Below are 24,324 nucleotides of genomic sequence, written 5' to 3'. Positions count from 1 at the left end.
CGGCGACGGTGACGATCAGGCCACCCTATGCCGCCGCGTGCCGCCACAGCAGGGCCGGGGCGCGGGCCCTGCGACGACATACGGTGATTCGGTACCGGTCGCTTCCCCGGGAAGGCAGGATGGTGAGGTGCTCGACTCGCCCTTCACCGATCTCGACCGCCCGCCGCTCTCCCAGGCGGCGCTCTCCCGCGCCCTGGTCCGCCCCGGCGGCCTGTGGTCCGACATCACCGTGGTCGCCAGGACCGGATCGACCAACGCCGACCTCGCGCAGGCCGCCCGCGACGGTGTCCGGCAGGGGGCCGTCATCGTCGCCGAGAACCAGTTCGCCGGGCGGGGAAGGCTCGGCCGGGCCTGGAGCGCTCCACCGCGCTCGGGCCTGACGTTCTCGATGCTCCTGCGCCCCGACCCGCCCCCGGCCAGGCAGGGGTGGCTCCCCCTGCTCGTCGGCCTGGCGGCCGCTTCCGCGGTGCGGAAGGTCGCCGAGGTCGAGGTCCGGCTCAAGTGGCCCAACGACCTGCTGGTCGGCGAGCGCAAGCTCGCCGGGGTGCTCGCCGAACGGATCGACAGCGCGGTGATCGTGGGTGTCGGGCTGAACGTGAGCGTGCGCGCCGAGGAGCTGCCGGTGGGGACGGCCACCTCGCTGGTCCTGGAGAAGGCCGCCTGCGCCGACCGGGACACGCTCCTGCGCGCGATGCTGCGGGAGATCGAGACCCACTACCGGGAGTGGTCGGAGGCCGACGGCGACCCCGAGGGGTGCGGGCTGCGGGCCGCCTACCTGGCGGCCAGTGCCACGGTCGGGCGGCGGGTCCGGGTGGAGCTGCCGGGGGAGCGGGTGCTCACCGGCACGGCCACCGGCGTCGACCACGCGGGCCACCTGCTCGTCGACGCCAAGGGCCAGGAGCACACGCTCAGCGTGGGGGACGTCGTGCACGTCCGCCCGCAGGGCGCCTGACCGTCCGCCCCCGCCCCCTCGCCCCCCGCCCCCGCGCCACCCGTCCGCGGGCGGTGCCGTTTCGTGACGTCGCGCGTGTCCGCTCGCGCGGGTCAAGACGCGGGGCGCGCGAACGTGCCACGATTTGCCCCATGGGCCTACCCGATCACCGGTTGACGGAGGGGGAGCGACGGATCAGGTCGTTCCGCCCTCACTGGAAACGCCTCGTCGTGCCGTTTCTCGCGCTGATCCTGATCATCCTGGCGTCCGGTGCCGCCGTCTTCCTGATGCCCGACTTCGAGTACACCTTCCACGCGCTGATCGCGGTGGCCGTGATCAGCGTCGGCCTGCTGACGGTGTGGTCGTTCGTGCCCTACCTGCGCTGGAGGAACACCACGTACGCGCTCACCTCGCACCGGCTCACCATCGGCACCGGCGTGCTGAGCACGTCCGTCGACGACATCCCGATGGCCAAGGTCGTCGCGGTCAGCGCCGACCAGACCCTCGTGGAGAGGATCTTCGGCTGCGGCACGCTCGTCGTGGAGTCGGCCGGCGACCGTGGCCGGATCACGCTCCGGGACATCCCGCGGATCCACCAGGTGCGGACCGAGTTGTTCCGCGCGATCGACGAGGCGGCCGACGGGGAGCCCTCCGAACCCGGCGGGCGGTGACCGATGCGGCGTGACCTCCAGGGCCGGGGCGAGAACCCGCGCGAGCGCCCGGGCGGGGGACCGCAGGAGAGCGGCCCGGACGGGGAGGTGCCCGCGGGGCGGCCGACGGCCGAGCAGATCGAGCACCTCTTCGTGGGCACGCCTCCCCGCTACACCCGGATCGAGGTGGCGGCGCTCGCCGGGGTGCCGCAGAGGCTCACCGAACGGATCTGGCGGGCCCTGGGGTTCGCCACGCTCCCCGACGACGCCGTGGCCTTCACCGACGCGGACGTCGCCGTGCTGCTGCGGGTGCGGGCGATGATGGAGAACGGCCTGATGGACGACCGGACCGTCATCCGGATGTCCAGGGCGCTCGGGCAGACCACGGCCAGGCTCGCCCAGTGGCAGGCCGAGATCATGATCGGCGCCATGCTCGATCCCGGCGACCGGCCGTCCGACGAGGACCTGGCCGCGGTCATGGAGACCTCGCGCCGGCTGCTCCCGGACTTCGAGCAGGTGCTGGTGCACGTCTGGCGCGCCCAGCTCGCCGCCGCCGGGACCCGCCTGCTGACCATCGCCGACATCACCGAGGAGATCGCGCCGACGAGGCTCACCCTGGCGGTGGGCTTCGCCGACCTGGTCTCCTTCACCAGGGTCGCCCGCGAGCTGGACGAGCGCGGCCTGGCCGAGCTGGTCGAGGGCTTCGAGGCGAGGGCCTCCGACGTCGTCGCCGAGCACGGCGGGCGGCTGGTCAAGACCCTCGGCGACGAGGTGCTCTTCTCGGCCTCCGATCCGCGTACCGCGGCGGTGATCGCCCTGGACCTGGTCGAGGTGATCCACGAGTACGGGCCCGACGTGCGGATCGGCCTCGCCTACGGCCCGGTCGTGCCGATCATGGGCGACGTCTTCGGCACCACGGTCAACCTGGCGGCCCGGCTCACGGCGATCGCCCGTCCCGGCACGATCGTCGTCGACGACGGGCTGGCCGGGGCCCTGGCGGACGCCCCGGACGTCCAGGTGGCCCGCATCCGGCGGCGGCCCGCCCGGGGACTCGGGGTGGTCCAGCCTTATGTTCTGCGCCGGAGTCCTGGTAATCATTGACCGACCACCGAGATCCGGGCGGGCCGGGGACCGTCCCCCGGGAAGCGGGCTCGCGGGGCTCGGAGAGTTCCAGAACAGATGAGGTGCAGGAATGCCGTACACCGTGCAAGGCGTGGTCGCGCGTGGCAAGGGCGAGCCGGTCTCGCTGGAGACCGTCATCGTGCCCGATCCGGGGCCGGGAGAGGTCGTGGTGACGGTCCAGGCCTGTGGCGTCTGCCACACCGACCTGCACTACCGCGAGGGGGGCATCAACGACGAGTTCCCGTTCCTGCTCGGCCACGAGGCGGCCGGGGTGGTCGAGGCGGTCGGCGAGGGCGTCACCGAGGTCGCCCACGGTGACTTCGTGATCCTGAACTGGCGGGCCGTGTGCGGCAACTGCCGGGCGTGCCTGCGGGGGCGTCCCTGGTACTGCTTCGACACCCACAACGCCTCCCAGAAGATGACCCTGGAGGACGGGACGCCGCTCAGCCCGGCGCTGGGCATCGGCGCGTTCATCGAGAAGACGCTGGTGGCGGCCGGGCAGTGCACCAAGGTCGACCCGTCGGCCCCGGCGAAGGTGGCCGGGCTGCTGGGGTGCGGCGTGATGGCGGGCCTGGGAGCGGCGATCAACACCGGCGGGGTGGGGCGCGGCGACAGCGTGGCGGTCATCGGGTGCGGCGGCGTCGGTGACGCGGCCGTCCTGGGAGCGCGGCTGGCGGGCGCCTCGAAGATCATCGCGGTGGACGTGGACGACCGCAAGCTCGGCTGGGCGACCGACTTCGGCGCCACCCACACGGTCAACGCGCGTACCCAGGACGTGGTCGAGACGGTCAAGGAGCTCACCGGGGGCAACGGCGCGGACGTGGTGATCGACGCGGTCGGCCGTCCCGAGACCTACAAGCAGGCCTTCCACGCCCGCGACCTGGCCGGGACCGTGGTCCTGGTGGGGGTGCCCACCCCGGAGATGACGCTGGAGCTGCCGCTGATCGACGTCTTCGGCCGCGGCGGCGCGCTGAAGTCCTCCTGGTACGGCGACTGCCTGCCCAGCCGCGACTTCCCCATGCTGATCGACCTCTACCTGCAGGGACGGCTGGACCTGGACCGCTTCGTCTCCGAGACGATCGGCCTGGGCGACGTCGAGGACGCCTTCGCCAAGATGCACCGCGGCGAGGTCCTGCGCTCGGTGGTGATCCTGTGATCGACAAGATCGTCACCTCCGGCACCTTCTCGCTGGACGGCGGGACCTGGGACGTCGACAACAACGTGTGGATCGTCGGCTCGGCGAGCGAGGTCGTCGTGATCGACGCCGCGCACGACGCCGCCGCGATCGCCCGGCGGGTGGGCGACCGGGAGGTCAGGGCCATCGTGTGCACCCACGCCCACGACGACCACATCGACGCCGCCGCCGAGCTCGCCGCCAGGACCGGCGCGCCGGTCCTGCTCCACCCGGCCGACCAGGTGCTCTGGGAGATGGTCTACGCCGACCTGCCGTACACCCCGCTGGAGGACGGACAGGTGATCTCGGCCGGAGGGGTGGAGCTGACCGTGCTGCACACGCCCGGTCACTCCCCGGGCGCGGTCTGCCTGTACGGCGCGGACATCTGCACGGTCTTCAGCGGCGACACCCTGTTCCAGGGCGGTCCCGGGGCGACCGGGCGGTCCTTCTCCTCGTTCGACACGATCATCGAGTCGATCAAGGGGCGGCTGCTGACGCTGCCCCCGGGGACGGTCGTGCACACCGGACACGGTGCCTCGACCGTCATCGGCGAGGAGGCCGGCCACCTGGAGGAGTGGATGGCCAGGGGACACTGACCCGGCGGCCGGACGGGGCGGACCGCCCGCCTGCGGAGCCGGCCGGTGCGCCGGCCGGCGCGGTGGCCCGGCCGGGGACGGCCAGGTCGGGGGCGACCCGGCCCGCACACGAGGACCCGAGAAGAGCCTGGAAGGCGCCTGTGGCGCCTTTCGCGTTCTTCGAGGGTCCTTTGCCGTGTTCGGGTGGGATTCACGGCCTCGCGCGAATTAGCGTTGTGTGTCCCAGTTCACATAGGCAAGCCTAACCAAATGAGCTAGCTTAGGTGTGCCTTACCTATGGTATTCTCGTGAGAGGTCACACCCTCGTGTACGTATGCGTCTGCCGGGCGGTCACGGAGAACGAGGTGCACGACTGCATCTCGGCAGGAGCGAAGAGCGCGCGTCAGATCCGCGACTCCACGGGCGCCGGCGCCGACTGCGCTGTTTGCGTGCGCAAAATCTGTGCGATCCTGAAGCGGTCTGAAGATTTGATGCCGACCGCATAGCACGAGGAGCCCGTCATGCAGGGCGACAAGAAGATCATTGAGCTGCTCAACGAGCAGCTGACCGCCGAGCTGACCGCGATCAACCAGTACTTCCTCCACGCCAAGATGCAGGAGAACTGGGGCTACACCCGGTTGGCCAAATACACCCGCGAAGAGTCCATCGACGAGATGCGCCACGCGGAGAAGCTCACCGACCGCATCCTCTTCCTGGAGGGACTGCCCAACTACCAGAAGCTGGGCACCCTGCACATCGGCCAGACCGTCGCGGAGCAGCTCCGCGCCGACCTGAACGTCGAGGTGGAGGTGGTCACCCGCCTGCGGCCCGCCATCGTGCTGATGCGCGAGAAGGGCGACACCACCTCGGCCCGCCTCTTCGAGGAGATCCTGGAGGACGAGGAGCGCCACATCGACTACCTGGAGACCGAACTGGGTCTGATCGGCAGTCTCGGTGAGCAGCTCTACCTCGCCCGCTACGCGGAGCCGCCGTCGGCGGAATGAGATGAATTGAGCAGAACACGCCCGCCAGATCCTTTCTGGTAGGGCGTGTTCTGCTTTGCCGGTCAATCCTTTTGGGCCCCTGTGCTTTCGAGGGGCTTATGAGGCGGGAGGCCTACCGCGCGGCCTCGGGCCGTTGCGGGATGACTATCCGGGATTTATCAGTGTTTGCCCAGGTCAATGGATAGGTCAACGACGAGTCAAACCGCGCGCTGTACCGGGGAAACGATCCCCTAAGGTCCTACGATCGCAACATGACCTGTGTACTACTCGCCGAGGATGACACCTCGATTTCCGAACCATTGGCGCGCGCGCTGCGCCGCGAGGGTTATCAAGTAGAGGTGAGCCCTGACGGCCCGCAGGCTCTGGAACGAGCGCTGTCGGGCGGCATCGACTTGATCGTTCTCGACCTGGGCCTGCCCGAGATGGACGGCCTGGAGGTGGCCCGGCGGATCCGCGCCGAGGGCCACGGGACTCCCGTGCTGATACTCACCGCCCGCGTCGACGAGGTGGACACCGTGGTGGGCCTCGACGCCGGGGCCGACGACTACGTGACCAAGCCTTTCCGTCTCGCCGAGTTGCTGGCGCGCGTCCGCGCCCTGTTGCGGCGCGGCACGTCCGAGACGCCGGTGGTCCAGGGCGTGCGCATCGACGCCGACTCCCGCCGCGCGTGGATGGGCGACAAGGAACTGCACCTGACCACCAAGGAGTTCGACCTGCTGAGGGTGCTGGTCCGGGACGCCGGGAAGGTGGTCACCCGGGAGCAGATCATGCGCGAGGTGTGGGACACCAACTGGTGGGGTTCGACCAAGACCCTGGACATGCACATCTCCTGGCTGCGCCGCAAGCTCGGGGACGACGCCGCCAAGCCCCGGTACATCACGACGGTTCGAGGGGTCGGCTTCAGGTTCGAGCGCGAGTAGGAGATGCGCCGCCGCCTGCTCTCCTCAACCCTTCTCGTCGCGGTCATCGGGGTGCTGCTGCTCGGCATCCCCCTCGGTGTGGCGGTCAACCGGCTCATCGAGGAGGAGGCGACCCAGGCGCTCTCCTCGTACGCCAAGAGCCTGCTGGGGGAGGTGGAGTACGCCCGGATCCAGGACCAGCCCGTCGACGAGCAGCAACTGGAACGCAAGTACTCCGACCTCTACATCCAGATCTATGCGAAGGGGACGCCCCCCCAGGTGATAACGGTGGGCACCGAGCCCCCCGAGAACCAGAAGATGACCGAGGACGCCCAGTCGGAGAACGGCGTGTACGTCGCGGTCAGCCGGGACAAGACGGAGGTGGAGCGCGAGGTCCGCGCGTGGCTCTTCCTCATCCTGGGACTCGCCGCGGCTGCCCTGGCGGTCGCGGTCGGGCTCGCCATCGTGCAGTCGCGGCGGCTGACGCTCCCGCTCAGCGACCTGGCGATGATCGCCGAGCGTCTCGGTTCGGGCGACGCCAGGCCCAGCAAGCACCGCTACGGCATCCAGGAGCTCGACCGGGTGGCCGAGGTGCTGGACCGGAGCGCGACCCGCATCTCCGACCTGCTGGCCAGGGAGAGGGAGTTCGCCACCGACGCCTCCCACCAGCTCCGCACTCCTCTCACCGGGCTGACCATGAGACTTGAGGAGATCGTCGCCGCCGCCGACGAGCCGGGCGTCGTCAAGGAGGAGGGCGAGGCCGCGATCGTGCAGGCCGAGCGGCTCACCGCCGTGATCGACGAGCTGCTGGCCACCGCCAGACGGCAGCGTCAGGCCCAGTCCGAGGTCGTGGAACTCGACACGCTGCTCGACCAGCAGTTCATCGAGTGGGGACCGGCGTTCCGCCGGGCCGGGCGGAGGCTGAAACTGGCCGGCACCCGCGAGCTCCAGGCGCTGGGTACCGGCGGCGGTATCGGCCAGGTCATCTCCACCCTGCTGGAGAACTCGCTGGAGCACGGCGACGGCACGGTGACCGTGACGACCAGCGTCAAGGACAGGTCCGTCGTGATCGAGGTGGCCGACCAGGGCAGGGGCATCCCCGACGACCTGGCCCCCAGGGTCTTCGAGCGGAACGTCAGCGGGGGCGGCAGCACGGGTCTCGGCCTGCCCCTGGCCAGGGCGCTGGCCGCCGCCGACGGCGGGCGCCTGGAGCTGGTACGGCCCCGTCCCGCGGCGTTCGCGTTCTTCCTGCGCCAGGTGGGCGACCCGGGCAGGAAGCGCGTCGTCCGCGGACCCGCCTGACGGTACGCCGGTGTTCAGCGCTGCCGGGGAGGCGGCGCCTTCTCCTCCGGCGCCTTGTCCAGCAGGTACACGTGGCCGTTCACCTGGCTGTTCGGCGCCGGGGCGGCGGGAGGCACGGGGTCCACCGGGATCACCGGGATCACGGGGGCCAGGAAGACCCACTTCTTGTAGGACCAGAACCGGAACAGGGTGCCGATCCCGGTTCCGATGATCAGGGCGATGTTGTAGCTCAGCGGGTCCTCCCTGCCGAGCGTGTAGGTCACGAAGCCGATCACCAGCAGCGAGATGAGCAGGCCGATGCCGTTGAGCACGAAGAACAGGAAGTACTCGCGTGCCAGGCCGCTCTGCTCCCGGTCCTTGAACGTCCAGTGGCGGTTGCCGAGGTAGGCGAGGGTGGCCGCGACGACGGTGGCGGCGATCTTGGACTTGAGCGGTCCCCAGTCGAACCCGAACCGCAGCAGGTTGGTGCCGCCGTAGTCGATCACGAAGGCGATCGCGCCGACCGTGCCGAACTTGGCAAGTTCCCGTGCCAGCTCGGCGAGCCGCCCGTAGGCGTTCCGGAGAGACTCCACGTCCGTGCACGGTCCTTTCGGGGTCGACCGGTGATCCACCACGTCGGAGGACCTCGAACACTCTCGGATCAGGGTACCGGTGCGGCGTGCGAGGCCGCGTGGCATCACGCCGATTTTCTCATAACCCCCATCAGGCTCTATTAGAGAAATGTCGTATTTGACGGTTCGTGAAGGCGCCCTGACGTTACGCTGACCCGGTAGGACGAGGGAGACCTCCGGACCCCTCCGGGTGGAGAGGGGCGCCACCCGGGCGGAGAAGACGCTGGGCGGTCGTGCCTGCGAGGCGACCCGGAACGGCCGCCCAGCCCCTCGCGAAGGACGCGCCCCCGAGCCGGCCTCGCCCGTCGTCGCCGGCGAGGAGGCGGGGTCACCGGTCGGTGAGCCCCCTACCGGCCGACCGTCGTCGTACCCGGGGACGGTACACTCGACCGCCGTGAGCAGCCATTCCTCGGCCCATCCCCTCGGACCCGTCGTCGGCATGATCGGAGCCGGTCAGCTGGCCCGGATGACCCAGCAGGCGGCCATCGCCCTCGGCGTCGACCTGCGGGTCCTGGCGGGCTCGCCCGACGAGAGCGCCGCCCGCGTGGTCGCCGACGTGCGCCTGGGCGACCACCGGTCCCTGGAGGACCTGCGCGACCTCGCCAAGGGGTGCGACGCGGTCACCTTCGACCACGAGCACGTGCCCACCGAGCACGTCCGCGCCCTGGGCGAGGACGGCTTCGCCGTGCATCCCGGCGCCGACGCGCTCGTCCACGCCCAGGACAAGGCCGTGATGCGCGAGCGGCTGACCGCGATCGGTGCCCCCTGCCCGCCCTGGCGGCGGGTCGAGACGGCCGCCGACGTCGAGGGGTTCGCCGCGGAGCACGGCTGGCCGGTCGTGCTCAAGGCGGTCCGCGGCGGATACGACGGGCGGGGCGTCTGGGTCTGCCGCTCCGCCGGCGACGCGGCCGAGGTGCTGGCCTCCGGCGTGCCGCTGATGGCCGAGGGGTTCGTGACCTTCGAGCGGGAGCTCGCCGTGCTGGTCGCCAGGTCGCCGCACGGGCAGGGCGTCAGCTACCCGGTGGTGGAGACCGTCCAGCGGGACGGCATCTGCGTCGAGGTGCTCGCCCCCGCGCCCGGCCTCGACCCGGAACAGGCCGCGGCGGCCCAGGAGATCGCCCTGAACATCGCCAAGGAACTCGGCGTCACCGGCCTGCTGGCCGTGGAGATGTTCGCCGTCTCCTCGGGCCTGATCGTCAACGAGCTCGCCATGCGCCCGCACAACAGCGGCCACTGGACGATCGAGGGCGCGCGCACCTCCCAGTACGAGCAGCACCTGCGCGCCGTTCTCGACCTGCCGCTCGGGTCTCCCGCGCCGACCGCTCCCGTGGTGGTGATGGCCAACCTGCTGGGCGGCGACGACCCGGACGTCTTCGCCAGGTACGAGCACGTGATGGCCCACGATCCCGGGATCAAGGTCCACTTCTACGGCAAGGAGGTGCGGCCGGGGCGCAAGATCGGCCACGTCACCGCGCTCGGCACCGACCTGGAGGAGGTCCGCGCCCGTGCCCGGCACGCCGCGGTCTACCTGACCGAGGGAAGATACACCTGAGAGAACGGCGAGAACGTCTCGAACGGTGAGGACATCCCCGAACGACGGGAACGCCCGGAACGCCGGGAACGCCGGGAAAACGTCGACAGCACGGCCCTCGCGGCCCGCAGGCAGGGAGACAGCATGACCACCGTCGGCATCGTCATGGGCAGCGACTCCGACTGGCCGGTGATGAGATCGGCCGCCGAGGCGCTCGCCGAGTTCGGGGTGGCGTTCGAGGCTGACGTGGTCTCCGCGCACCGCATGCCCGAGGAGATGATCGCGTACGGCGCCGGGGCCGCCGGGCGCGGGTTGAAGGTGATCATCGCGGGTGCCGGGGGAGCCGCCCACCTGCCGGGCATGCTCGCCTCGGTGACCCCCCTGCCGGTGATCGGCGTGCCGGTCCCGCTGAAGTACCTCGACGGGCTGGACTCCCTGCTGTCGATCGTCCAGATGCCCGCCGGGGTCCCGGTCGCGACCGTCGCCGTCGGGGGCGCCCGTAACGCGGGCCTGCTGGCCGTACGGATCCTCGCCGCCTCCGACGAGGGGCTCAGGGCGAGGATGGAGGCGTTCCAGCGCGCCCTCAAGGACCAGGCCCACGCCAAGGGTGAGCGCCTCCGTGCCGAAGCCGCCCAGCTCGGAGCCTGATTATTCCCCTTTTGACCATCAATTTAGTGAATTGCGGATAGACGGGAATCCGGGGGGAAGGAGAAGATCCTCATAGACTCGGGAGGTTGAGGATCATGAGGAACGCTATCCGCGCCGTCCTCGGACTCACCATGGCGGTCCTGGCGGTGTTCGGCAGCCTGGGTGCCGGTGAGAACCGGCAGCCGGCCCACTCCGACGTGAGTTCCATCTCGGCGCACTGACCCGCCGTGAGTTCCACGCCGGCACACCGGTCCGCCGTGACCCCCACGTCGCCACACCGATCCGCCGCGAGTTCCACGCCGGCACGCCGACCCGGCCGGGCCCGTCGTTCTCCGTAACGGCCGGCGCCGGGGACGGCCCGGTCTATCGTGTACGTGGACCGCGACATCGAGGGGCACGTCACCGGCCGTCCCGCGACGTCGCGCGGATCCGTACCCGTTCCGAAAGAGCTCCGCGCGGGCACGTCCCGCAGGCGGGCGTGAATGGCGAAGGTGATGGACGACATGGACGCGGATCTCAGCAGGGCCGTCTGGCGCCGGGCGGCTCCCGAGAACGACGGTGACGGCAGCTGTGTCGAGGTGGCCGTGGTCGACGACGTCGGTGAGGGCCACAAGGCCGGGGCCGGCCCGCTCTACGTGCTGCGCGACTCCAAGAACCCCGAGGGGCCGAAGCTGTTCTTCACCCAGGCGGAGTGGGACGCCTTCGTCGGCGGTGTGAAGCTGGGGGAGTTCGACAACTGACGGCGTCGGGGGTTTTCCGTGCCCCGGGTCAATGAATCTTCATGCGTTTTTCTCGGAGCTATCCACTAAAAGTATCGTGAAGCCAAATTGAAGACGATTTTATGTATTCGTCTTTTATGAAGCATATGGTGGATATTGAGAGATTCGAGAGATCGACATGAAGAGAGGTGCCCATGAACTTCGATGCGATCTTTTCCGGGACTTCCCGGCTCGAGCACGGTGGTCCCGGCCCCAGGAGACGCCGTCGGCGTCGGCGTTACTGGAACAGGGACTACTGGTACTACTACTGGTAAGCCGAGCGGGCGGATCGGGGAGCGACAAGACTCCCCGGGCGCCGGTTCCGAGGACGGCGGGTTCCCGGCCGATACCGGGAGCCCGCCGTCACCGGTGTGAGGCGGCGGCGCGCGTACGAGGCGATCGTTCTTCCGGCCCGGCGGACGGAGCCGGGATCAGGGGCGGCCGAGCGCGCGGTAGTGCCAGCCCGCCGCCCGCCAGGTCTCGGCGTCAAGGGCGTTGCGACCGTCGACGATCTTCCGTGAGGCCACCATCGTGCCCAGCTCCTCGGGGTCGAGGGTGATGAACTCCTCCCACTCGGTCAGCAGCAGCACGACGTGCGCGTCCCTGGCCGCCTCCAGCGCCGACTCCCCGTAGGACAGGCCCGGGTGGGCGCGGCGGGCGTTCTCCTGGGCGACGGGGTCGTAGACGGTGACCCGGCCGCCCTGCTCACTGATCTTCACCGCGACGTCGAGGGCCGGGGAGTCGCGGATGTCGTCGGAGTTGGGCTTGAAGGCGGCACCGAGCACCGCGACCGTACAGCCGTGGAACGACCCCCCGGTCAGCTCGCGGGCCAGGTCGACCATGCGGGCGCGGCGGCGCATGTTGATCGCGTCGACCTCGCGCAGGAAGGTCAGCGCCTGGTCGGCGCCGAGCTCCCCGGCGCGGGCCATGAACGCCCTTATGTCCTTGGGCAGGCAGCCGCCGCCGAAACCGAGCCCCGGGTTGAGGAACTTGCCCCCGATGCGGTCGTCGAAGGACAGGGCCAGCGAGAGCTGCTTGACGTCGGCGTGCGCCGCCTCGCAGACCTCTGCCATCGCGTTGATGAAGGAGATCTTCGTGGCGAGGAAGGCGTTCGCGGCGACCTTGACCAGCTCGGCCGTGGGGTAGTCGGTGATCACCATCGGGGTGCCCATCTCCAGCATGGAGGCGTACACCTCCCGCATGACCTTCTCGGCCCGGTCCGAGGCGACGCCCAGCACGATCCGGTCGGGGTGCAGGGTGTCCTTCACCGCGAACCCCTCGCGGAGGAACTCGGGGTTCCACGCCAGCTCGGCGCCCGCGCCGATGGGCGCCAGCCGGGCCAGCTTGTCGGCCAGCCGCTGGGCCGTGCCCACCGGGACGGTGGACTTGCCGACGACCAGGCACTCGCGGTCCAGGTGGGGGGCGAGCGACTCGATCGCGGCGTCCAGGTAGGACACGTCCGCGGCGTACTCCCCAGGCTTCTGGGGGGTGCCCAGGCACAGGAAGTGCACGTCCCCGAAGGCGGCGGCCTCCTCGTAGGAGGTGGTGAAGCGCAGTCGCCCGTTGGCCAGGTTGCGCCGCAGCACCTCCTCCAGACCGGGTTCGTAGATGGGCAGATCACCGGCCTGCAGGCGGCCGATCTTCTCCGCGTCCACGTCGAGACTGAGCACTTCGAAGCCCAGCTCGGCCATGCACGCGGACGTCGTCGCACCGAGGTATCCGGTTCCCACCATCGTCAGGCGGTAGGCCACGGGTGCTCCTTTCGGTTCTGCCCAATTCTTTGCCGTCAGGGTATCGGCATCCGGCACGGTCACTTTGCCACCAGGGCAAACGCCGGGACAGAGATCTCACGGGGTGGATCGCTCCATACTTTGTTGGACGTCCTACTATTTGCCCATGAGCTACCCTCTCTACGCGTTGCCCGAAGAGCACCAGATGCTCCGCGAGACGGTCCGCGCCCTCGCCGACGAGAAGATCGCCCCCCGCGCCGCCGAGGCCGACGAGACCGGGGAGTTCCCCTGGGACGTCTACAAGGCGCTCGTCGCGGCGGACCTGCACGCCGTGCACGTTCCCGAGGAGTACGGCGGCGCCGGTGCGGACGCCCTCGCGACCGTCATCGTCATCGAGGAGGTGGCGCGGGCCTGTGCCTCGTCCTCACTGATCCCCGCCGTCAACAAGCTCGGCACCGTCCCCCTGCTGCTGTCGGCCTCCGAAGAGCTCAAGCAGCGCTACCTGGCGCCGGTCGCGCGCGGCGAGGCGATGTTCTCGTACGCCCTGTCGGAGGCCGAGGCGGGCAGCGACGCTGCCGCGATGAAGACCCGCGCGGTGGCGGACGGCGACCACTACGTGCTCGACGGCGCCAAGATGTGGATCACCAACGCCGGGGTGTCGGAGTTCTACACGGTGATGGCCGTCACCGAGCCGGGCGCCGGGGCCCGGGGCATCTCCGCGTTCGTCGTGGAGAAGGGCGACGAGGGCGTCAGCTTCGGCGCCAAGGAGCGCAAGCTGGGCATCAAGGGCTCCCCGACCCGCCAGGTGATCCTGGAGAACGTGCGGATCCCCGCCTCCCGCATGATCGGCGAGCCCGGCACCGGCTTCAAGACCGCCCTGGCCACCCTGGACCACACCCGCATCACCATCGCCGCCCAGGCGCTCGGCATCGCCCAGGGCGCCCTCGACTACGCGGTGGGCTACGTCAAGGAGCGCAAGCAGTTCGGCAAGGCCGTCGCGGAGTTCCAGGGCGTCCAGTTCATGATCGCCGACATGGCCATGAAGCTGGAGGCCGCCCGGCAGCTCACCTACGCCGCCGCGGCCAGGTCCGAGCGGGCCATGGAGGGCGAGCCGCAGAAGGACCTCACCTTCATCTCCAGCGCCGCCAAGTGCGCCGCCTCCGACGCCGCCATGGAGATCACCACCGACGCCGTCCAGCTCCTGGGCGGGTACGGCTACACCAGCGACTACCCGGTCGAGCGCATGATGCGCGACGCCAAGATCACCCAGATCTACGAGGGCACCAACCAGATCCAGCGCATGGTCATGGCCCGCCAGCTCCTGAAGTAGGCCTTGAAGAGCACAGACCCCGCCCCCGTCCGCCCCGGGGGCGGGGTTCGTCGTCTCCCTGCCCCGCCGCTGAACGATCACTGTTCCGTGAGAGACGGCGCGCGGCCGGAACACGTGCTCGCTGATGGTCTTCCTGGCACTGCCCTGGGTCGGGCATGATCGAGGGATGCCGACCGATCTGCTCTGGGATCAGGTCGGGAGTCTCCTCGATCCCGAGATCAACGGCGTGCTGCCGGATGTGCACGTCCCGGGCACCTCCGTCGCGGACTGGCAGGCTGTCTTCGATCTCATACGGACCAAGGGATGGCGGTATGAGTATTCTGTGGACAACATCGCCCTACGACTGCCGCAAGCCTCGGAGCTGTCGTCTTTGAGTGGCACGGCCAGCCCCGTACTGCGGGTCTGGCCGACCCCGAAATTCCTGGCGATTTTCCGCTTCTACGCGGACGAGACCATCGACTTCGACATCGACCTACGAGAACTTCAGGGCCAGCAACAGCTGAACCTGTTGTGCGGCTTCCTGCGAGCGATCGGCCGCCACCTGGGCAAGCCGGTACTGATGACACCGGAAGGCGACGACCGTCATCCGGTCCTCGGCTTCGACGTCGCAGCCGACCGTGTGGCGCTGCTCGCCGCACCGTGACGATCGGTCTCGTAGCCTCTGCGCGCCGTCGACAAGGTCGATTCTGACCATTGATGAGAGCCTCTGGAAGACGGTCGACGTCGAGTCCGCGGAGGAACGCGCCGATCTCGGAGGGTCACGTGGCCGGGCGGTTCTCCGAGCGGATGCGGCTCGTCGCACGGCGTCGGCGTCCGTGTCTCGAGGATGGGGCCGGCCGTGTCGCCGTACCCCTAGCGTGTCGGGGTGATGGACGAGAGGACCAGCCAGACGGCGGCGGCCGCGATCACGAGGGCGACGGCGAGGTGCTTCGTTCGTTCGCGGCCCGCTTCCCTCGACCACGCCTGGATCAGGAGCCGCGCGCGGTGGGTGGTTCCGGCGCCGTCGACCGGTGTCCCGGGCCCCCAGGTGGCCGCCGTGACCAGGCCGGCCGCGAGGAGCAGGTTCCACCGCACCGCATCGGCGAGGGACGACTGGAAATCGCTGCCGTACTCGTCGACGTACGTCATGACGTCGAGCAGCGCGAGGAGCAGGAGAACCACCGCGGCAGCGCTGCCGGCGACCCGTCCCCAGCGGGCGGACGCGGTGACCCTCACGGCCGCCGCCAGTGTGACGAGGACGACCGCCAGGCCGAGACCGTCGGCCTGGCAGGACCACCACACGAGGTCGGTCCAGGGGGACTGCGGGGCCACCACGTACAGGAGACCGGGCGCGTACACGTCGAACGGGGGGATGGGCGGGGAGGACATCGCCGTCCACGCCGCCGCGGCGACGGCGCCCGCCCACGGGAGGAGCCCGTGCCGTCTCCGCGGCAGGGGCGACCGGGCCGCCAGGAGCAGCGCTCCCGCGGCCACCGGGTAACAGACGACCATGGGCCAGGGCGGCGCGGCCGCACGTTCCCCGGTGTCCGGGTCGAGGCCCGGCGCGAGGAACGCCGTGAGGAGCCCGAACGCCAGCACGACGCCGATCGCGGTGACGGCGGCGATCGTGGCCCGGCGCGACCCGCGCGGCAGGAGGGCGGCCACGACGACCGGCAGCAGGAGAACGCTCCAGAACAGCAGTTCTCCCGGCAGGATCTTCAGGAGAACGGGTCCCTCCACCACGGAGGGGGCGGAGAAGCCGTCCAGGCGGTAATGGATCGAGTTCGTCCTGAAGAGGAGGTGTTCAAGGCCCTGCCCGCCGGCCCCGGAGGATGTCAGGATCACCGGCCCGGAGGCGGCCAGAACCGCGCCGAGGCGCAGCGTCACTCCGGCGCGGGACCGCGTCTCCGCGGGGGGTTCCTGGGTCACGGCGCTCCCTTCCGGAACGCTCGGGGTGAGCGGAACGGTCGAACCCGAGGATGTCGGTTATTCCCGACCACGGCAAGATCGTATTTGCCGGGCGGACGTGCCGACGACCTGGAAGGAGCGGTCGCGGCCGTCGTGAGAGGTGAACGTCGGCCGCGGGACGTCGAAGGTCCTCCGTGACGCCTGCGGCGGAGGCCGGCTCGGGGACGCACACGTTCACCGCGCCGTTCCGGTCCCCCGCCCGGTCAGGGGGAGGGGAGCGGTGACAGCGGCGACGGCATACTGGGGACGTGTCCCGACGTGATCCGCGGCCCCGCGACCGCTCCGCGCCCGCCGCCCCGTGCCCGTGCGGGCTGCCCGCCCCGTACGCGGACTGCTGCGGGCGGCTGCACGGCGGGGAGACGTCCGCGGCCACGGCCGAGGCGCTGATGCGGTCGAGGTTCAGCGCCTTCGGCGTCGGCGACGCCGCGTACCTGCTGAGCACCTGGCACCCGTCGACGCGCCCGCCGGCCGTCGAGCTCGACGACCGGATCCGGTGGACGCGGCTGGAGGTGCTGGGGACGACCGGCGGCAGCGCCGTCCACACCGAGGGCACCGTCCGCTTCCGCGCCCACTACGTCGAGCGCGGCCGGGCGGGACACCTGGAGGAGCACAGCCGTTTCGCCCGGCACGCGGGCCGATGGGTGTACGTCGGGGCGATCTAGGAACCCCGCCCCGGCATGCGGGTGCCTTGGGCATACGCCGGGGCGATCCAGGAACCCCGCCCCGACGCGCTCCGCACGGCGGACCCGGTCCGGGACGTGCCTCCCGGACCGGGTCCGCGCGTGCGGCCCGCGCCTACCGGTAGACGCCGAACTCCCCGAGCGAGTAGTCGTACGCCGTACCGCGCCCGGTAGGTTCACCCGCACGTACCGGGCCGACGCGATCCCGGCGATCCCGGCGGACCCGCCGTCACCGGTGGTGGTCGAGCAGACGTCGGTCCGGGCGGAGCCGTCGCCGGAGGTCTGGATCCGGTACTCCCTGCCGTAGGCGCCCTCCCGGCCGAGCTGGACGTGCCGGATCGGGACGGTCGCGCCGAGGTCCACCTGGATCCACTGCGAACTGCCCTGATCGTCCGGGCGGGACCCGGGCGCCCGCCCCGGAGGCCGGCCTCGGGCCGGCGGAGGCGGTGCCGGTGACGAGGGAACCCGCCTGACGACCGTTCCCGAGGGGGGCGGCCCTACCGGTCGGCGAGCGGCAGACCGGCCTGGAACGGGCGGGTGGTCCCGGCGCGGTCCGCCGCGGGACCGGTCGGCGTGGAGCGGGAGACCACCGTGAAGGACGCGTCCAGGTTGGTGAGCTTGAGGAGTTTCAGGACCACGGGCGGGGCTCCGGCCAGGAGCAGGGGCGTACCGCGTTCCCTGGCGTGCCGCCTGATCGCGATCAGCGCGCTCAGGCCGCAGGCGTCGATGAAGGTGACCCCCGACAGATCGACGACGACCGTGCCGGGGCAGGCGTCGATGACGTCCTGTGCGAAGGCGGACAGGCAAGGCCGCGTGGCGAGGTCGAGTTCACCGGCCACCGTGATGACCACGAAGTCACTCGCGTGTTCGCTCGTGAGTTGAAGTGCGTTCATCGCCCACTTCCCTGCAGGCTCACGTGAATGTACGTATCCGGCCAGGGGGTGTCGCGAATGCCCGGCCTCAGCCCGCCGTCCCCGGCCGCGTCGTGCGGGCGCGGTGCGGAACGGACGACCTGAAGCCACGATACTCCCTAACGGTGCGAATCATCGCTTTCCGTGATCGTATAGCTTCGAAGCGAAGTGTAGATGCCAACCCGCACATGTGCCAGCTATTCCAGGAAAGAGCGTGCCGGTCACCCCGACGATCCCCTCCGACCTGGTCTTTCGTCCCTTTCCGGCGCCCGTTCGGCCCCGGGCGGCCCGGTCGGGACGCGGGGGCGGAAGGAACGGGGGCCGGGCCGGTGGCCGGTCGCGCGGCGGGCGGGGATCAGTCCGCGGAACCGCTCGGCGCCATGGTGGCGGTCATGGCGTCGACGGCCTCGCGGACGTCACCGCGTACCTCGAAGTGCCTGTCGAGATTGGTGATCGTCAGCAGATGGGTGATCATGCCGGGGCTCACCACCAGGATGAGGCGGCCGCCCGCCTCCTTGGTCCGGGTGAGCGTGCCCACCAGGACGCCCAGCCCGACCGAGTCGCAGAACGGCACGCCGGTCATGTCCAGCACCAGGTTCGGGGCGCCCGAGGTCTCCAGGGCGCGGTCGATCTCCGCGCGCAACCGGGGCGCGACGGACATGTCGAGCTCACCTGTCGCCCGTACGACCACGCAGGGACCGCTGCGGTTCGTCTGGACGTCGAATGTCGAGATCACGATCATCACCTCCGTGCGGCTTTACCTGCCCGGATAGAAGCTTGTTATGCGTATAGCTCACTTTTTGCAGATATTGTCCGTTGCCGTTCTCGCCAGCGGTGTCGCCGAGGGGGACGGCGTGGCGGGCGCGGGCGTGGACGCCTCCTTCACCGTGACCTTCTTCGCGACCGGGTGCCTGCGACCGGCGACCACCTCGATGGCGTCGCCGAGGCTCGCCAGCGGCCGGAGTTCGGCCCCGGAGAGCGCGGCGGCGACGGTGCGGGCCGAGTCCTCCCGGCCGGGCCCGTAGCGGACGACGGTCTCGCCGAAGTCCTTCTGCGCGGTGTTGCCCGGGATCTCGGGCACCAGGAACCCGACCTTCTGCAGCTCGGCCCGGGTCTGGGCGCCCAGGCCGCGGATCGTGGTGCCGTTGAGCACCCTGACGGTGATCCGCGAGGGCGGCACGGTGAGCGCCGGAGCGGAGGGGGACGCGGCCGGGGTGGGTTTCGCGGTCTTGGCCGCGGGGGTGGGCTTGACGAGCGTCTCGTCGGCGTCGATCCGGCGGAACAGCTCCCTGGCCCCCTCCCGGTCCCAGAGCACGGCCGACTCGCCGGTCGGCGTCTTGTGGTCGACGTCGGCCAGGGGGACCGTGGCGAAGGCCACGTCGTCGGTGGAGACGTCCTTGAGCTGGTTCGCCAGGCCGAGCAGGTCCTTGCGGAGCGCGTCGTCCACCCGGATCGTCCTCAGGGAGGTGTCGACGAAGGCGGCCAGCCTGAGCGGGTTGGTGAGCGTGTCACCGCTGAGGGCCTGGCTCAGCAGGGCGGACATCACTTGCTGCTGGCGGTCGATGCGGTCCAGGTCGGAGCGGGCGGTTGCCCGGGTCCTGGCGTAGGCGAGGGCCTTGACGCCGTCGAAGGAGTAGGTGCCCGGCTGGAGGTAGAGCGCGGTCTTCGGGTCGTTGATCGGGACCGGGGTGCAGACCGAGATGCCTTCCAGCGCGTCGACCACGTCGATGAAGCCGAGCACGTTGACCTCGACGTAGTGGTGCAGGGTCAGGCCCGTGGCGGCCTGCACCGCGCGCGTCGCGAGCTTCGGGCCGCCGAGCTGGTAGGCGGCGTTGATCTTGTGCTGGCCCTTGCCGGGGATCGTCGTCCAGGTGTCGCGCGGGAGGCTGACCACGGTGACCTTGCGGTGGTCCTCCGACAGGTGGACGACCATCATGGTGTCGGTGCGCTCACCGCTCTCGCGGCCCAGCTTGAGCCGGTTCTGCTGCTGGCGGGTGAGGTCGTCGCGCCTGTCGACGCCCACCACCAGGATGTTCATCGCGCCGGTGCTCTCCCGCGTCCCCGGCACCCCCGCGTCGACCGGCCTGATCTTCGCCGTCGCGTAGTTCGTCAGCCCCCAGGTCACCCCGGAGCTCCCCAGGACCAGGCAGGAGAGCGTCCCGGCGATCACCAGCCCGCGCCCGCGGGTACGGGCGCCCCTCGCCGACCTGCGGTCACGCCGCGGGCTCACCCTGACACTGCCGTAGGCGTCACCGCCCACGTGCACACCCGAATCCTCCTCCGGGTCGCGCATGCGTGGCCCCCTAGGCTCCTGCTGGGTCGATGAGGTACCGGTTCGTACAGTAGCGTGAGCGACGCCATGAAGCAGTTCCCCGACTCGCCCATGCCGGCGTCGTCTTCCGAGACACGTGTCTGGCCTCCGATCTCCATCGTCATCCCGGTGCTGAACGAGGAGCGCCATCTGCGGGAGGCGGTGCGCCAGGTCCTGTCGCAGCGTTACGCCGGACCCATCGAGGTCGTCCTCGCGATCGGCCCCTCGCGCGACCGCACCCAGGAGGTGGCCGACGAGATCGCCGCCGACGACCCCCGTGTGGTGGTGGTACCCAACCCGACCGGACGTACCCCCAACGCGCTCAACGCCGCCATCGCCGCCTCGAGCAACGACATCGTCGCCAGGGTGGACGGTCACGCCATGCTGCCCGACGACTACCTCCAGGTCGCCGTGGAGACGCTGGAGGAGACCGGCGCGGACAACGTGGGCGGCGTCATGGCGGCCGAGGGCGTCACGCCGTTCGAGCAGGCCGTGGCCCGCGCCATGACCTCCAAGATCGGCGTCGGCGGTGCCCGCTTCCACACCGGCGGCACGGCGGGGCCCGCCGACACGGTCTACCTCGGGGTGTTCCGCCGCTCCGCGCTGGAGCGGGTCGGCGGCTACGACGAGCACTTCCAGCGCGCCCAGGACTGGGAGATGAACCACCGCATCCGCGAGAGCGGCGGACTGGTCTGGTTCCAGCCGCGGATGCGCGTCTCCTACCGCCCCAGGCCCGACCTGGGGGCCCTGGCCAGGCAGTACTTCCACTACGGGCGCTGGCGCCGGGTGGTCGCCCGTACCCACGAGGGCACGATCAACCTGCGCTACCTGGCGCCGCCGGTGGCCGTGCTGGCCATCCTGGCGGGCCTGGTGGTCTCCCCGTTCTTCTGGCCGGGACTGCTGATCCCCGGGGGGTACCTGGCGGCGATCCTGGCGGGCTCGGCCGTGACCGGCAGCGGCCTGCCCACCGCCGCGCTCGTCCGGCTGCCGCTGGTCTACGTCACCATGCACATGTCGTGGGGCTGGGGCTTCCTGACGAGCCCGAGAAGGCTGGGCAAACCGGATCCCGCGGGCGGCTGACCCCGTCGTCCCCCCGGTTCCGCCGCCCCCTCCGGCCCACCCGCGCCCTCCGGCCTCCCGCGCCTCCCCGGTCTCCCGCCGCCCGGGGACCGCCCGCGCTCCGGGCGGTCCCCGTCCCGGCCGCCTCTGCCTCGGCGTCTCCGTCGCGGACGCCTCTGTCTCGGGGTCTCCGTCTCGGCGTCTCCGTGTCAGTCGACGGCGGCGGCCCGCAGCAGGGTCTCGGCGATCAGCAGGTCGACCGGGTGGGTCACCTTCATGTTGCGTTCGCTGCCCGGCACCACGTGGATCGGCACCTCGGGCAGGTAGCGCAGCAGCACGCCGCAGTCGTCGGTGGGCGGCCGGTCGCCGAAGCCGGGGTCGGCGAACGCGCGCTCGTACGCCTCGCGGATCACCGAGAGGCGGAAGCACTGCGGGGTCTGCACGCGGCGCAGGGTGGAGCGGTCGGGAACCTCCAGGACGACCTCCCCGTCCGGCCCGGACGCGGTCACCACGATCGTGTCGGAGCTGGGGATCGCGACCTCGACGGCCGAGCGGGTCCTCAGGGCCTCGACGCAGTCGACGATGATCCGGGGTTCGGTGAGCGGCCGCACGGCGTCGTGCAGCAGGACGTCGCACTCGCGCGCGCCCAGGGCCCGCAGCGCCCGCCAGGTGGTCTCCGGACGGGTCTCGCCGCCCTCCAGCACGGCGGTCACCTTGGTGAAGCCGCCGCGCCCGACGATCCGCTCCACCTCGGCGGTGAAGCCGGGCGCCATCAGCACGAGGATCTCGTCGATCTCCGTCACCTCCTGGAACAGGGCGATCGTGTGCTCCAGGATCGTCCTGCCCGCCACCTCCAGGAGCTGCTTGGGGGTGTCGCGGCCGACGCGCCGGCCGACACCTCCCGCCAGGACCACCGCGACGGTCGGGAGACGGGATGCACGTTCGGCCACGTTCGGATTCCTTCGGCGGTTCGTTCCTTCGACAGTTCGGATATGGCGAGCGTAACGGTGCGTACCCGATCGTCCGGCGCGCTCCCGTGCTATCCCGTCAAGATCTAGCTACGCTGAGTGCGCACTCCCCGATTCGTACGGTGACCCCGTCGGATACGAAGGAGCCCGTATGCCCGACCCTCACGCCACCGCTTCTTCCGGCACGCCCCGGACGGTCGCGGTCGTGCTCGCCACCACCGAGGCGTCCGCTCTGCCCCACGCGGACGGGACGTTGCTCGACCGGCTCACCGGACAGCTCGCCGGCCTGCCGGTGCGGGACGTTCACGTGGTGGCCCGCTCCAGCGACATCATCCACGCGCCCGGCGGCACGTACATGATCGGGACCGAGGGGTCCCGGGGGCTCGCCGACGACCTGCGCAGGGTCGCCAAGGCGGCGGTCTCGTCCACGGGCCCGGTGCTGGTGGCCGCCGGTGACCTGGTGGCGCACACCGAGGCGCTGGCGCTGCTGGTCGAGCACCCCTCCGGCGGCACCGCCGCGCTGGTGGGCGACGAGGGCGACGGGCCGGGCCCGTCACGCCCGCCGGTCAGGACCGAGGGCGGGGCGGTGGTGGCCGCGGGCACCTCCTTCCACCGGGTCGGCGCGGCCAACGGCACCTTCCGGGGCGCGCTCCGGGTCGGCGTCACCGACCTCGCGATCCTCGCCGAGACCGCCGAGACGCTCGCCGAGCTGGCCGAGACCGGCCGCCTCGGCCCGATGGACGGCGTCGAGGCGCCCGGCCTGCTCCTGACCGGCCTGGTCCGCTCCGGCGTCCGGGTGCGCGCGGCCAGGCTCGGCCGCCTGCGCGCCGACCGGGCGGGCGGGCGGGCGGACGCCGAGGTGGCCGTGCGGCGGCTGGAGGAGGTCGACGAGGCCAAGGCCAGGCTGGACGACGCGGTCAAGGGCAACGACGGCTTCTTCGCCACCTACGCGGTGAGTTCCTGGTCCAGGTACCTGGTGAGGCTCGCGGCCGAGCTCCGGCTGACGCCCAACGCGGTCACCGGCATGTCCGTCGGCCTGGCCGTGCTCGCCGCGGTCTGGTTCTCCACCGGCACCCGGCCGGGCATGGTCGCCGGCGCGGTGCTGCTCTACCTGTCGTTCGTGCTCGACTGCGTGGACGGCCAGCTCGCCCGCTACACCCGCGCCTTCTCGCCGCTCGGGGCGTGGCTGGACGCCACCTCCGACCGCGCCAAGGAGTACGTCGTCTACGTGGGCCTCGCCTTCGGGTACGCGGCCGGGCTGGACGTCACCGGCGGCGGCCCGGACGGCATCTGGGCGCTGGCGGTGGCCGCGCTGATCCTGCAACTGCTCCGCCACATGATCGACTTCTCGTACGCGGGAGCGCGTGCCGACGCCGCCCGGGTGCGGGGGGCCCTGTCCGAGGCGGGTCCGGGCGTCCCGCGTTCCCGGGCGGGAGACGTCCGGAGCGCGGACCCGGAGGACGTGGAGTGGGGGTCCCGGGGGCCGGGAGCGGTGGTCTCGCCGGCCGCCCTGGCCGACCCGGCCGATCCTGTGGATCCCGCGCGCCCGGCGGGCCTGTCCGGCTGGCCCGTGCCGGTGCCGCTCCTGGAACCGAAGTGGCGGACCGCGTTCACGAGCGCCGAGGCGGAGCGGGTGCCGGCCTCGCGCGACCTCGCGGACGGTTCCGGGGGCACCGGGAGCACCGGGGGCACCGGGGGCACCGGGGGCACCGGGGAGGACCGGGTGGACGTCTGGAGCCTCATGGACGGACCGGCGGACGGCAGGAGGGGCACCGACGAGCGGGCGGACACCGGCGGGACCGGAGAGGCGGAGCGATCCGGGGGATCCGGGGGATCCGGGGGTGCCGGCGTCGCCGGGAGCGGCGCGGGCGCCTGGAGCGGGGGAGCCGGGACGAGCACCGGCGCCCCGGCCTACCCGAAGCCCGTGCCCGCCCCGGCCTCGGGCAACACGATCGTGCGGCTCTCCGAGACCATGGAGAAGGCCTCCGTCACCCGCTGGCTCAAGAAGATCGTCGTCCTGCCCATCGGGGAACGGATGGCGCTGATCGCGGTGACCGCGGCGTTCTTCAACGCCCGGGTGACCTTCCTCGCCCTGCTGGCCTGGGGCGGGGTCGCCATGGTCTACATCCTCGCCGGCCGGATGGGCAGGTCGCTGAGCAGGTGACGGTCGACGGCGGGTACGG

The 24,324-nt window shown here is 71.1% G+C and carries 25 protein-coding genes and 1 pseudogene; 18 read left to right on the top strand and 8 right to left on the bottom strand.

The window, feature by feature from the left end:
• The first annotated feature begins 127 nt into the window (after positions 1-127).
• The 9 genes from AB0G16_RS03155 (at position 128) to AB0G16_RS03115 (ending at position 7,657) form a co-directional block, all read left to right on the top strand.
• Positions 128-952 carry a biotin--[acetyl-CoA-carboxylase] ligase gene (locus AB0G16_RS03155; protein ID WP_362797800.1) on the top strand — a complete coding sequence of 275 codons (825 nt, stop codon included), beginning with the start codon at positions 128-130 and terminating at the stop codon, positions 950-952.
• A 209-nt stretch (positions 953-1,161) separates the two neighbouring features.
• Entirely contained in the window at positions 1,162-1,602 is a 441-nt protein-coding gene (locus AB0G16_RS03150; RefSeq protein ID WP_362797798.1) for a PH domain-containing protein, read from the top strand.
• Positions 1,603-1,605: 3 nt separating this feature from the next.
• Positions 1,606-2,682 carry an adenylate/guanylate cyclase domain-containing protein gene (locus AB0G16_RS03145; RefSeq protein ID WP_362797796.1) on the top strand — a complete coding sequence of 359 codons (1,077 nt, stop codon included), beginning with the start codon at positions 1,606-1,608 and terminating at the stop codon, positions 2,680-2,682.
• 91 nt (positions 2,683-2,773) lie between these two features.
• On the top strand, positions 2,774-3,859 hold the full coding sequence (locus AB0G16_RS03140; RefSeq protein WP_362797794.1) for an S-(hydroxymethyl)mycothiol dehydrogenase: 1,086 nt from the start codon (positions 2,774-2,776) through the stop codon (positions 3,857-3,859).
• On the top strand, positions 3,856-4,473 hold the full coding sequence (locus AB0G16_RS03135; protein WP_362797792.1) for an MBL fold metallo-hydrolase: 618 nt from the start codon (positions 3,856-3,858) through the stop codon (positions 4,471-4,473). The genes AB0G16_RS03140 and AB0G16_RS03135 overlap by 4 nt, the downstream gene beginning before the upstream one ends.
• Before the next feature lie 263 nt (positions 4,474-4,736).
• Positions 4,737-4,958, top strand: a complete 222-nt coding sequence (locus AB0G16_RS03130) for a (2Fe-2S)-binding protein (protein WP_362797790.1) — start codon at positions 4,737-4,739, stop codon at positions 4,956-4,958.
• Positions 4,959-4,973: 15 nt separating this feature from the next.
• Complete coding sequence (gene bfr, locus AB0G16_RS03125; protein ID WP_362797788.1) at positions 4,974-5,456, top strand: bacterioferritin; 483 nt, start codon at positions 4,974-4,976, stop codon at positions 5,454-5,456.
• Positions 5,457-5,707: 251 nt separating this feature from the next.
• On the top strand, positions 5,708-6,376 hold the full coding sequence (locus AB0G16_RS03120) for a response regulator transcription factor (protein ID WP_012888073.1): 669 nt from the start codon (positions 5,708-5,710) through the stop codon (positions 6,374-6,376).
• Positions 6,377-6,379: 3 nt separating this feature from the next.
• Complete coding sequence (locus tag AB0G16_RS03115; RefSeq protein ID WP_362797786.1) at positions 6,380-7,657, top strand: ATP-binding protein; 1,278 nt, start codon at positions 6,380-6,382, stop codon at positions 7,655-7,657.
• A 14-nt stretch (positions 7,658-7,671) separates the two neighbouring features.
• Here the strand turns inward: AB0G16_RS03115 and AB0G16_RS03110 are convergent, their stop codons facing one another.
• Positions 7,672-8,229 (bottom strand): GtrA family protein, encoded by a 558-nt coding sequence (locus AB0G16_RS03110; RefSeq protein WP_362797784.1) that lies wholly within the window; start codon positions 8,227-8,229, stop codon positions 7,672-7,674.
• Positions 8,230-8,662: 433 nt separating this feature from the next.
• Between AB0G16_RS03110 and AB0G16_RS03105 the strand changes: the two genes are divergently transcribed.
• The 4 genes from AB0G16_RS03105 (at position 8,663) to AB0G16_RS03090 (ending at position 11,187) form a co-directional block, all read left to right on the top strand.
• Positions 8,663-9,820 (top strand): 5-(carboxyamino)imidazole ribonucleotide synthase, encoded by a 1,158-nt coding sequence (locus AB0G16_RS03105; RefSeq protein ID WP_362797782.1) that lies wholly within the window; start codon positions 8,663-8,665, stop codon positions 9,818-9,820.
• A 123-nt stretch (positions 9,821-9,943) separates the two neighbouring features.
• Positions 9,944-10,447, top strand: coding sequence for a 5-(carboxyamino)imidazole ribonucleotide mutase (purE, locus tag AB0G16_RS03100; RefSeq protein WP_362797780.1), 504 nt, complete (start codon positions 9,944-9,946; stop codon positions 10,445-10,447).
• Positions 10,448-10,542: 95 nt separating this feature from the next.
• Positions 10,543-10,668, top strand: a complete 126-nt coding sequence (locus tag AB0G16_RS03095) for a hypothetical protein (RefSeq protein ID WP_362797778.1) — start codon at positions 10,543-10,545, stop codon at positions 10,666-10,668.
• A 261-nt stretch (positions 10,669-10,929) separates the two neighbouring features.
• Positions 10,930-11,187: a DUF397 domain-containing protein gene (locus tag AB0G16_RS03090; protein ID WP_362797776.1), complete on the top strand. Its 258-nt coding sequence runs from the start codon at positions 10,930-10,932 to the stop codon at positions 11,185-11,187.
• Between the two features lie 449 nt (positions 11,188-11,636).
• On the opposite strand, the gene AB0G16_RS03085 is transcribed toward AB0G16_RS03090, so the two are convergent.
• Positions 11,637-12,938, bottom strand: coding sequence for a UDP-glucose/GDP-mannose dehydrogenase family protein (locus AB0G16_RS03085; protein ID WP_362798274.1), 1,302 nt, complete (start codon positions 12,936-12,938; stop codon positions 11,637-11,639).
• Positions 12,939-13,101: 163 nt separating this feature from the next.
• Between AB0G16_RS03085 and AB0G16_RS03080 the strand changes: the two genes are divergently transcribed.
• Positions 13,102-14,265 (top strand): acyl-CoA dehydrogenase family protein, encoded by a 1,164-nt coding sequence (locus AB0G16_RS03080; RefSeq protein ID WP_362797774.1) that lies wholly within the window; start codon positions 13,102-13,104, stop codon positions 14,263-14,265.
• A gap of 166 nt (positions 14,266-14,431) precedes the next feature.
• Positions 14,432-14,908 carry a hypothetical protein gene (locus tag AB0G16_RS03075; protein ID WP_362797772.1) on the top strand — a complete coding sequence of 159 codons (477 nt, stop codon included), beginning with the start codon at positions 14,432-14,434 and terminating at the stop codon, positions 14,906-14,908.
• 209 nt (positions 14,909-15,117) lie between these two features.
• Here AB0G16_RS03075 and AB0G16_RS03070 read toward each other — a convergent pair whose 3' ends face one another.
• Entirely contained in the window at positions 15,118-16,173 is a 1,056-nt protein-coding gene (locus AB0G16_RS03070) for a hypothetical protein (RefSeq protein ID WP_362797770.1), read from the bottom strand.
• A 287-nt stretch (positions 16,174-16,460) separates the two neighbouring features.
• On the opposite strand from AB0G16_RS03070, the gene AB0G16_RS03065 reads away from it, so the two are divergent.
• Positions 16,461-16,874 carry a YchJ family metal-binding protein gene (locus AB0G16_RS03065; RefSeq protein ID WP_362797768.1) on the top strand — a complete coding sequence of 138 codons (414 nt, stop codon included), beginning with the start codon at positions 16,461-16,463 and terminating at the stop codon, positions 16,872-16,874.
• A 243-nt stretch (positions 16,875-17,117) separates the two neighbouring features.
• Here the strand turns inward: AB0G16_RS03065 and AB0G16_RS03060 are convergent.
• From AB0G16_RS03060 to AB0G16_RS03045, 4 genes and pseudogenes are all read right to left on the bottom strand, one after another.
• A pseudogene (locus AB0G16_RS03060) lies at positions 17,118-17,255 on the bottom strand (hypothetical protein); the annotation flags it as partial.
• Positions 17,256-17,389: 134 nt separating this feature from the next.
• The gene (locus AB0G16_RS03055; protein WP_362797766.1) at positions 17,390-17,785 is read right to left on the bottom strand and encodes an STAS domain-containing protein; all 396 of its coding nucleotides are present in this window, start codon (positions 17,783-17,785) and stop codon (positions 17,390-17,392) included.
• 373 nt (positions 17,786-18,158) lie between these two features.
• Entirely contained in the window at positions 18,159-18,539 is a 381-nt protein-coding gene (locus AB0G16_RS03050; protein WP_362797764.1) for an STAS domain-containing protein, read from the bottom strand.
• Between the two features lie 57 nt (positions 18,540-18,596).
• On the bottom strand, positions 18,597-20,096 hold the full coding sequence (locus AB0G16_RS03045) for an LCP family protein (protein ID WP_362797762.1): 1,500 nt from the start codon (positions 20,094-20,096) through the stop codon (positions 18,597-18,599).
• A gap of 66 nt (positions 20,097-20,162) precedes the next feature.
• On the opposite strand from AB0G16_RS03045, the gene AB0G16_RS03040 reads away from it, so the two are divergent.
• Positions 20,163-21,194, top strand: coding sequence for an ExoA family glycosyltransferase (locus AB0G16_RS03040; RefSeq protein ID WP_362798271.1), 1,032 nt, complete (start codon positions 20,163-20,165; stop codon positions 21,192-21,194).
• Positions 21,195-21,382: 188 nt separating this feature from the next.
• On the opposite strand, the gene AB0G16_RS03035 is transcribed toward AB0G16_RS03040, so the two are convergent.
• A complete protein-coding gene (locus tag AB0G16_RS03035; RefSeq protein WP_362797760.1) occupies positions 21,383-22,123 on the bottom strand; it encodes an IspD/TarI family cytidylyltransferase in 741 nt (246 codons plus the stop codon).
• 169 nt (positions 22,124-22,292) lie between these two features.
• Here AB0G16_RS03035 and AB0G16_RS03030 point away from each other — a divergent pair, with 169 nt between their 5' ends.
• Positions 22,293-24,305 (top strand): CDP-alcohol phosphatidyltransferase family protein, encoded by a 2,013-nt coding sequence (locus AB0G16_RS03030; RefSeq protein ID WP_362797758.1) that lies wholly within the window; start codon positions 22,293-22,295, stop codon positions 24,303-24,305.
• Positions 24,306-24,324: the final 19 nt, after the last annotated feature.

The organism is Streptosporangium sp. NPDC023615 (assembly GCF_040640155.1).
GTDB lineage: Bacteria > Actinomycetota > Actinomycetes > Streptosporangiales > Streptosporangiaceae > Streptosporangium.
The sequence above is the reverse complement of the archived record's forward strand: the minus strand, read 5'-3'. Positions and strand labels throughout refer to the sequence as shown.